Here is a 7,024-nt window from a genome sequence, read left to right as displayed (position 1 = left end):
AAGTCGGGGTTGAAACGGACATCTTAAGAACGGGTTCCCCGAGATCATCGCGGAGAGGGCCGGTCGGGTGGGGCATACCGGGCGTACCGGGCGCGGCGGGGAGGGGTCGGCGATCCCGCGTCGTGAAACCGACGCTTTTCGTGTGATCGGGTGGCGGACCTGCCACGCGGGATGGGCCCGGGCCGCCCGTTGCGCCCGAATCGGGAGTTGCGGCCGAGCCTCTACCCGCCCCGTGCCCGGTTTGCCCGGTTCTTGGGGCGCCGGAGCCCGCCCCGCGCCCTGTTCGACGCCCGGGGCGGCGGCGCGGGCAGCGAGGGTGCACGGTCATCGCGATTCCAGAACACGTTCTGCCTCCAGGAGGGCGCCAAATGACACACCAGGGTCGTTTGCAGCCCTCTTTGTCACCGCGGGTAGCCGATATCGGCCCGGAGTGGACCCTGGGCGCCAGGCGGGAGCACTCCGGTGCCCCCGCACTCCCTTCGATGCCCGAGGTGAACACCCCAGACAGACAGGAATCGGGCATTCCGTTTCCAGAACGTGTTCTGGAAACGTCGACTTCGTACGCCCGGGGCGTTCGCGGGTGTCGCTGAGCGCGCTTCGCGGCCCCTTACCCCCTAACGCGGAGTATTCGCCCAGGTCAGCGCCCTGCCGGGTTCGCGGCGGGCCTGGCGGGGGCGGGTCCGGGTGTCGGAGAGCGCGAACCATGGCCCCTGCGTCTCACCATGCGGGAGTTTCTCCGGCAAGGGGGTGCACGTTGGTTGAGATCGCCCCCGGATCCGGGCAATCGGCCGCATCTCGGCGAACCGGAACCCGCCTTTCGGGCGTCACAGGTCCGCTCGGGGCATCCTGCGTAGCGAAAAGTACGCTTTTCCCCTGATCGGGTGGCGAATCCACCACGTGAGACCGCCGAACCCTCCCATCCGCGCCCGATATGCCCGGAATATACCACCCGGCCGGGGTCCGTCAGTGGGGTACCGGCCGAGCCGCCCGACCACCCGCACCGCGAGCAGCCCGCCGGACGGCAAGCAGGGCGGGGGAACCGCCCCGCTCACGCCGTCGCCGCCATCTACGGTGACCACGCACGGGCCGGGCGGCCGACCGCGCTGCCGCGAGGGCCGCTGACCTTCGTCGTCGCCGCCCTCTACCTGGTACTCCGGCGGCCTGCCGCCCGGCCGGGGTCCGTGAGCGGGGTACCTGCTGGTTCCGTCGTCGCCGCCCTCCACCTCACACCCCGGCGGCCCGCCGGACGGCCGAAGCCCGTCAGCGGGGGACCTGCCGAGCCGTCGCCCACCCGGACCGCGAGGAGCCCGGCGGACGGCAGGCAGGCCCGGGGAACCGCCCGGCTTTCGTCGTCGCCGCCCACCACAGTGACCACGCACCCACCCGGCAGCCGACAGAACAACAGGTAGGACCGCCGACCTCCCTCGTCGCCGCCCTCCACCCCGCACCCGACCACCCGCCGCCCGGCCAGGGCCCATGAACGGGGTACCTGCCGCGCCGCCGCCTCCCGGACCGCTACGATCCCGGCAGCGGGGGCAGGTCCTTTCGGAACGCCAAACCGTGGCCCGGGCCCGTGTCGGCGGTGGCCTCACCCCCGCTCACCCTCACCCCGCTCGGGTGTTCCAGCGCCCCCAGGTCCTCCAGCCAGGCCCGGTCGATGTCCTCGACCATCGCCGCCCGCGGCACGCACAGGGCCAACTGGGCCGACAGCTCCGGCAGCAGGTGCGGTGCCACCGGCACCGACGCCTCGGCCGCCGCCCGGGCGATGCGCAGGAACGGGGTGATCCCCCCGACCCGCACCGCGTTGGGCTGGGCCACGTCGCACACCCCGGCCCCCAGCGCCTCGGCGAACGCCCGCTCGGTCCGCAGGTTCTCCCCCATCGCGAACGGCAGCGCCGTGTGGGCCCGCAGCCGGGCGTGCGCCGACAGGTCCTCGGCGGGCAGCGGCTCCTCCACGAACGCCGGGGCGAAACGCTCCAGCTCCCCCAGCGCCCGCACCGCCGACGGCAGGTCCCAGCGCTGGTTCGCGTCGACCATCAGGACCGCCTCCGGGCCGACCTCCGCCCGCACCGCCGCCACCCGGTCCGCGTCCCGCGCGGGGTCGGCCGAGCCCACCTTCATCTTGAAGGCCCGGTGCCCGGCCGCCTTCCACCGCCGCACCTGGTCGAGCAGCTCGTCCTCCGGGTAGTCCAGGTTCACCCCGCTGGCGTAGGCGGGCACCGCCTCCCGGCGCCGCCCGAGCAGCTCGACCAGCGGCAGGCCGGCGGCCTTCGCGCGCAGGTCCCACAGCGCGATGTCGACGGCGGCCAGGGCCATGGCGCTCACCCCGCCCGGCCCGGCGTCGGACAGCCGGGCGCGCAGCGCGTCCCAGCACACGCCGGGGTGGGGCGCCCGGCCGGCGAGGGCGGGCGCGCAGTCGTCGCGCACCAGCGCCAGCACCGCCCCGGCCCCCGCGCCGGGGGTCCAGGCGAAGCCGGTCCCGATGTGCCCGGTGTCGGCCGCCACCTCCACCACGACCAGGTCGTTCTTGTCCACGCCCCCGTCCCAGGACCGGTGCAGGGGCAGACGGTGGCCGCGCACCGCCGCGGATTCGATCCGCACCGGCCTCACTCCCCCTCGACCGCGCGCAGGCCCGCGTCGATGATGTCGGCGAGCAGCGCCTCCTCCTCACGGGTCAGGTCGGTCAGCGGCGGACGCACCGCACCGGCCCTGCCTCCGCGGAGCCGCACGCCCGCCTTGACCATGGCGACCGCGTACCCCGGCGCGCGGTCGCGCAGCGCCACCAGCGGCTCGTAGAAGCCGGTGAGCAGCCGGTCGGCCAGTGGGTCCCCGGCGTGGGCGGCCCGGTAGAACGCGGTGGCGACCTCGGGCGCGAAGGCGAAGGCCGCCGACGAGTAGAGCGGCACCCCCACCGACGCGTACGGGGCGAAGGTCAGCTCGGCGGTGGGCAGCCCGTTGAAGAACGCGAAGTCCTCCCCGCGCACGGCCCGCACCGCCTGCACGATGCGGCGCATGGCGCCCAGGTCGCCCACCCCGTCCTTGATGCCCTCCACCCCGGGGATCTGCGCCACCTCGGCGGCCGTCTCCGGGGTGAGCACCATGTTCGCCCTCTGGTAGGCGATGACGGGCACGCCCGCGGCCCCGGCGACCGCGCGCACGTACTCCACCAGGCCGCGCTGGGAGCCGCCCACCAGGTAGGGCGGCAGCAGCAGGACCGCGTCGGCGCCCAGGTCGGCGGCTGCCGCGGCCTGCTCGGCGGCGGTGCGCACGCTCCCGCCCGCACCGGCCACGACCGGGACCCGGCCGCCGACCGCCTCCACCGCGCGGGCGGTGACGCGGGCGTGCTCCTCGGCGCCCAGCGCGTGGAACTCACCGGTGCCGCAGGCCGCGAACACGCCGCCGGGCCGGTGCTCCATGCCGTCGCGGATGTGCCGGTCGAGCACCTCCTCGTCCAGGCCGCCCTTGTCGTCGAAGGGGGTGATGGGAAAGAACAGGATGCCGTCGAACTGCATTGCGGATGCCTCCCGCTGTCGTGCCGCTGTCGTGGGGGTCGGAGGGTGGGCGGCCGGGCCTCTCCGAGGGGTCAGACGACGTGGGCCAGGTGGCGGCGGACCACCTCGGCGACGACCTCGTCCGCGTCGGACTCCCAGATGCGCTCGTTGAAGATCTCCACCTCGATGTCGCCGTCGTAGCCCGCGCGGTCCACGGCGCGGCGCAGCCCGCGCACGTCGGCGTGGCCGTCGCCGACCATGCCGCGCCCCAGCAGGGCGTCGGCCGGCAGCGGCAGCACCCAGTCGCAGGCCTGGTAGGAGGCGATGCGCGAGCCCGCTCGGGCGATCTGCCCGTACACCTCGGGGTCCCACCACACGTGGTAGGCGTCCACCACTACGCCGGCGGCGTCCTCGGGCAGGGCCTCGGCCATGTCGAGCGCCTGCCCGAGCGTGGACAGCACCGCCCGGTCGGCGCAGAACATGGGGTGCAGGGGTTCCAGCGCCAGGCGCACCCCGCGCTCCAGGGCGTGGGGCGCCAGCTCGGCGAGGGCGTCGGCGACGCGCGCCCGCGCCCCCGGCAGGTCGCGGTCGCCGTCGGGCAGCCCGCCCACGACCATGACCAGGCAGGGCGCGCCGACCTCGGCGGCCTCGTCCAGGGCGCGCCGGTTGCCATCGAGGGCGGCCGCACGGTCGGGGCCGGTGAGGAAGCCGCCCCGGCAGTAGGACGAGACGCGCAGCCCGGCCTCGCGCACCGCCTTGGCGGCCGCGGCCGTTCCGACCTCGGCGACGGGCTCGCGCCACAGACCGATGGCGGGCACCCCCGCGCGGGCGCAGGCGTCGGCCGCTTGGGCGACGCTGAGCCGCTTGACCGTGGCCTGGTTGACGGACAGCCGCGCCAGGCGCGGGTCGGCCGCGCTCATCGCCCCACCCCCGCGACGTCGAGGAGGCTGCGCAGCCGCGCCACGGCCAGCTCCGGGTCGGTGAGGACCCCGGCCCGGTCGGCGAGGCGGAACGCGGTGCACAGGTGCGGGACGTCCCGCGCGCTCTGCGCCCCGCCCACCATCGTGAACCCGGGCTGGTGGCCGTTGAGCCAGGCCAGGAAGGCGATGCCGGTCTTGTAGTGGAAGGTCGGCGCGGAGAACAGGTGCCGCGCGAGCGGGACGGTGGGCTCCAGCAGCGACCGGTACCGGTCGGTGTCGCCCCCGTCGAGCGCCCGGACCGCCTCGGCGGCCGCCGGGGCGATCGCGGCGAACACGCCGAGCAGCGCGTGCGAGTGGCCCTCCTCGTCGCCGAGGATCAGGTCGGGATAGTTGAAGTCGTCCCCGGTGTAGAGCAGCACCCCTTCGGGGAGCATCCGGCGCAGCCGCACCTCCAGCCCGGCGTCGAGCAGGGACACCTTGATGCCGTCGATGCGGTCGGCGTGCTCGGCGATGAGGGCCGCGACGTGCTCCATGGCCTCGGCCGGGTCGTCGGCGCCCCAGTAGCCGGCGAGTGACGGGTCGAAGGCCGTCCCCAGCCAGTGCAGCACGACCGGCTGCGAGGCCTGGGCGAGCACGCGGCGGTACACCTCGGCGTAGTCGCCCGGCCCGTCGGCGCGCGCGGCCAGGGCGCGGCTGGCCATCACCACGGGCTGGGCCCCGGCCTCCTGCACCGTCTCCAGCTGCTCGGTGTAGGCGCGCACCACCGCGTCCAGGCCGTGCGCCCCGGCGGGGTCGAGCTGGTCGGTCCCGGCGCCGCAGACCAGGTCGGCGCCCCGGGTGCGCGCCTCGGCGCCGGTGCGGCGGATCAGCTCGGCGGTGGCGGCCCAGTCCAGCCCCATGCCGCGCTGGGCGGTGTCCATCGCGTCGGCCACACCCAGGCCGGTGTCCCACAGGTGGTGGCGGAAGGCGAGCGTGGCCTCCCAGTCGGGGCGGGCCGGGGCGCCCGGGGCGTTCCCGGCCAGGGGGTCGGCGGCGACGTGCGCGGCGGCGATGCAGCGCCGCGACCGCGGGGGCCGCCCGGAGGAGGGAACCGCCGGGGCGGCGGAGGGCCGGTACTCGGCCGTGCCGCCGTCGCCGTCGGGCAGCCTCAGGGAAAGGCTTTCCGCGTGCGGGGGCGCGCCCGCCCGGCCGTCGGTGGTGCTCGTCATGCCTCGTCCTCCCAGTCCAGCTCGACGCGGGTGCCGGTGGCGGCGGAGTGCAGCCCGGCCTCGGCGAAGCGCAGGCCGCGCGCGCCGGAGGCGAAGTCGAAGCCGAAGGGCTCACCGGTGGCCAGGTGCCGCAGGAACAGCTCCCACTGGGCGCGGAACCCGTTGGGGAACTCCTGGTTGTCGGGCACGCGCTGCCACTGCGAGCGGTAGTCGGCCAGGTCGGGGGCGTCGGGGTCCCACACCGCCTTGGGGGTGGCGGTGCGGTGCTGCACGCGGCACTCGCGCAGCCCCGCCACCGCGCTGCCGTGGGTCCCGTCGACCTGGAACTCCACCAGCTCGTCGCGGTCGACCCGCACCGCCCAGGAGGAGTTGAACTGGGCGACGGCGCCGCCGTCGAGCTCGAAGACGCCGTAGGCGGCGTCGTCGGCGGTGGCCGTGTAGGGCTCGCCGTTCTCGTCGCGGCGCTCGGGGATGTGGGTGGCGGTGCGCACGGTGACGGCCCGCACCCGGCCGAACAGGTTCTCCAGGATGTAGTGCCAGTGCGGGAACATGTCGAGCACGATGCCGCCGCCGTCCTCGGCGCGGTAGTTCCAGCTCGGCCGCTGGCCGGGCTGCCAGTCGCCCTCGAAGACCCAGTAGCCGAACTCGCCGCGCACCGACAGGATCCGCCCGAAGTAGCCGGAGTCGACCAGGCGCCGCAGCTTGAGCAGCCCGGGCAGGAAAAGCTTGTCCTGCACCACGCCGTTGGACACGCCGGAGGCCTGGGCGAGCTTGGCCAGGTCGCGGGCGGCCGCGTGGGTGGAGGCCACCGGCTTCTCGGCGTAGAGGTGTTTTCCGGCCGCCAGAGCCGAGCGCACGGCCGCCTCCCGGGCGCTGGTGATCTGGGCGTCGAAGTAGACCTCCACCCCGGGGTCGCCCAGCACCGCGTCCAGGTCGGTGGACCAGCGCTCGACGCCGTGCCGCCGGGCGACCTCGCCGACCCGCTCCGCGGAGCGCCCGACCAGGTAGGGCTCGGGCAGGACGCGGCCGCCGCCGGGCAGGCGCACCCCGCCGTCCTCCCGGATCGCCAGCACCGAGCGGAGCAGGTGCTGGCGGTAGCCCATGCGGCCGGTGACGCCGTTCATCGCCACGCCGACAACGCGATCAGTCATGTGTTCTCCCGCCATACGTGTCCTCCCGCGCGCCGGGCGCCGGGGCTCGTCCCCCGGCACCGCACGAGAAAGCGCTTTCCAAACTACGCCACGGGACCACCCCGGCGCCAGTGCCGGGCCGCCCGAACTGCGACGGCCAGGGCCCGGGCGGGGCGGCGGCGGTACGGAGGGGCGCGGAGGGCGCCGACGGCGGGCCCACACCCCGGTCCCCCCGAGCACCACATGAACCACCGCCGACCTGCGAGGAGGCGCCC

5 protein-coding genes are annotated in these 7,024 nt (G+C 75.5%); all 5 read right to left on the bottom strand.

The annotated features are described in order from the left end of the window. Positions 1–1,515 precede the first annotated feature (1,515 nt). Genes O4U47_RS27740 through O4U47_RS27720 form a run of 5 tightly spaced genes read right to left on the bottom strand, consistent with a single transcriptional unit; the run spans position 1,516 to position 6,770 of the window. Positions 1,516–2,601 (bottom strand): mandelate racemase/muconate lactonizing enzyme family protein, encoded by a 1,086-nt coding sequence (locus O4U47_RS27740; protein ID WP_270680928.1) that lies wholly within the window; start codon positions 2,599–2,601, stop codon positions 1,516–1,518. A 5-nt stretch (positions 2,602–2,606) separates the two neighbouring features. Beyond that, positions 2,607–3,587 (bottom strand): 5-dehydro-4-deoxyglucarate dehydratase, encoded by a 981-nt coding sequence (locus O4U47_RS27735; RefSeq protein WP_270680931.1) that lies wholly within the window; start codon positions 3,585–3,587, stop codon positions 2,607–2,609. After that, positions 3,584–4,411 (bottom strand): sugar phosphate isomerase/epimerase family protein, encoded by an 828-nt coding sequence (locus tag O4U47_RS27730; RefSeq protein ID WP_270680927.1) that lies wholly within the window; start codon positions 4,409–4,411, stop codon positions 3,584–3,586. Before O4U47_RS27730 ends, O4U47_RS27735 begins: the two co-directional genes overlap by 4 nt. Continuing rightward, the gene (locus tag O4U47_RS27725) at positions 4,408–5,619 is read right to left on the bottom strand and encodes a dihydrodipicolinate synthase family protein (protein ID WP_270680926.1); all 1,212 of its coding nucleotides are present in this window, start codon (positions 5,617–5,619) and stop codon (positions 4,408–4,410) included. The genes O4U47_RS27730 and O4U47_RS27725 overlap by 4 nt, the downstream gene beginning before the upstream one ends. Beyond that, positions 5,616–6,770 carry a Gfo/Idh/MocA family protein gene (locus O4U47_RS27720; protein WP_270680925.1) on the bottom strand — a complete coding sequence of 385 codons (1,155 nt, stop codon included), beginning with the start codon at positions 6,768–6,770 and terminating at the stop codon, positions 5,616–5,618. The genes O4U47_RS27725 and O4U47_RS27720 overlap by 4 nt, the downstream gene beginning before the upstream one ends. Between the last annotated feature and the right edge of the window lie 254 nt (positions 6,771–7,024).

The sequence above is a fragment of the Nocardiopsis suaedae genome (assembly GCF_027706745.1).
Taxonomy (GTDB): Bacteria; Actinomycetota; Actinomycetes; order Streptosporangiales; family Streptosporangiaceae; genus Nocardiopsis_A; species Nocardiopsis_A suaedae.
Note: the sequence above shows the minus strand (reverse complement) of the source record. Positions and strands in the feature narration are given on the sequence as shown.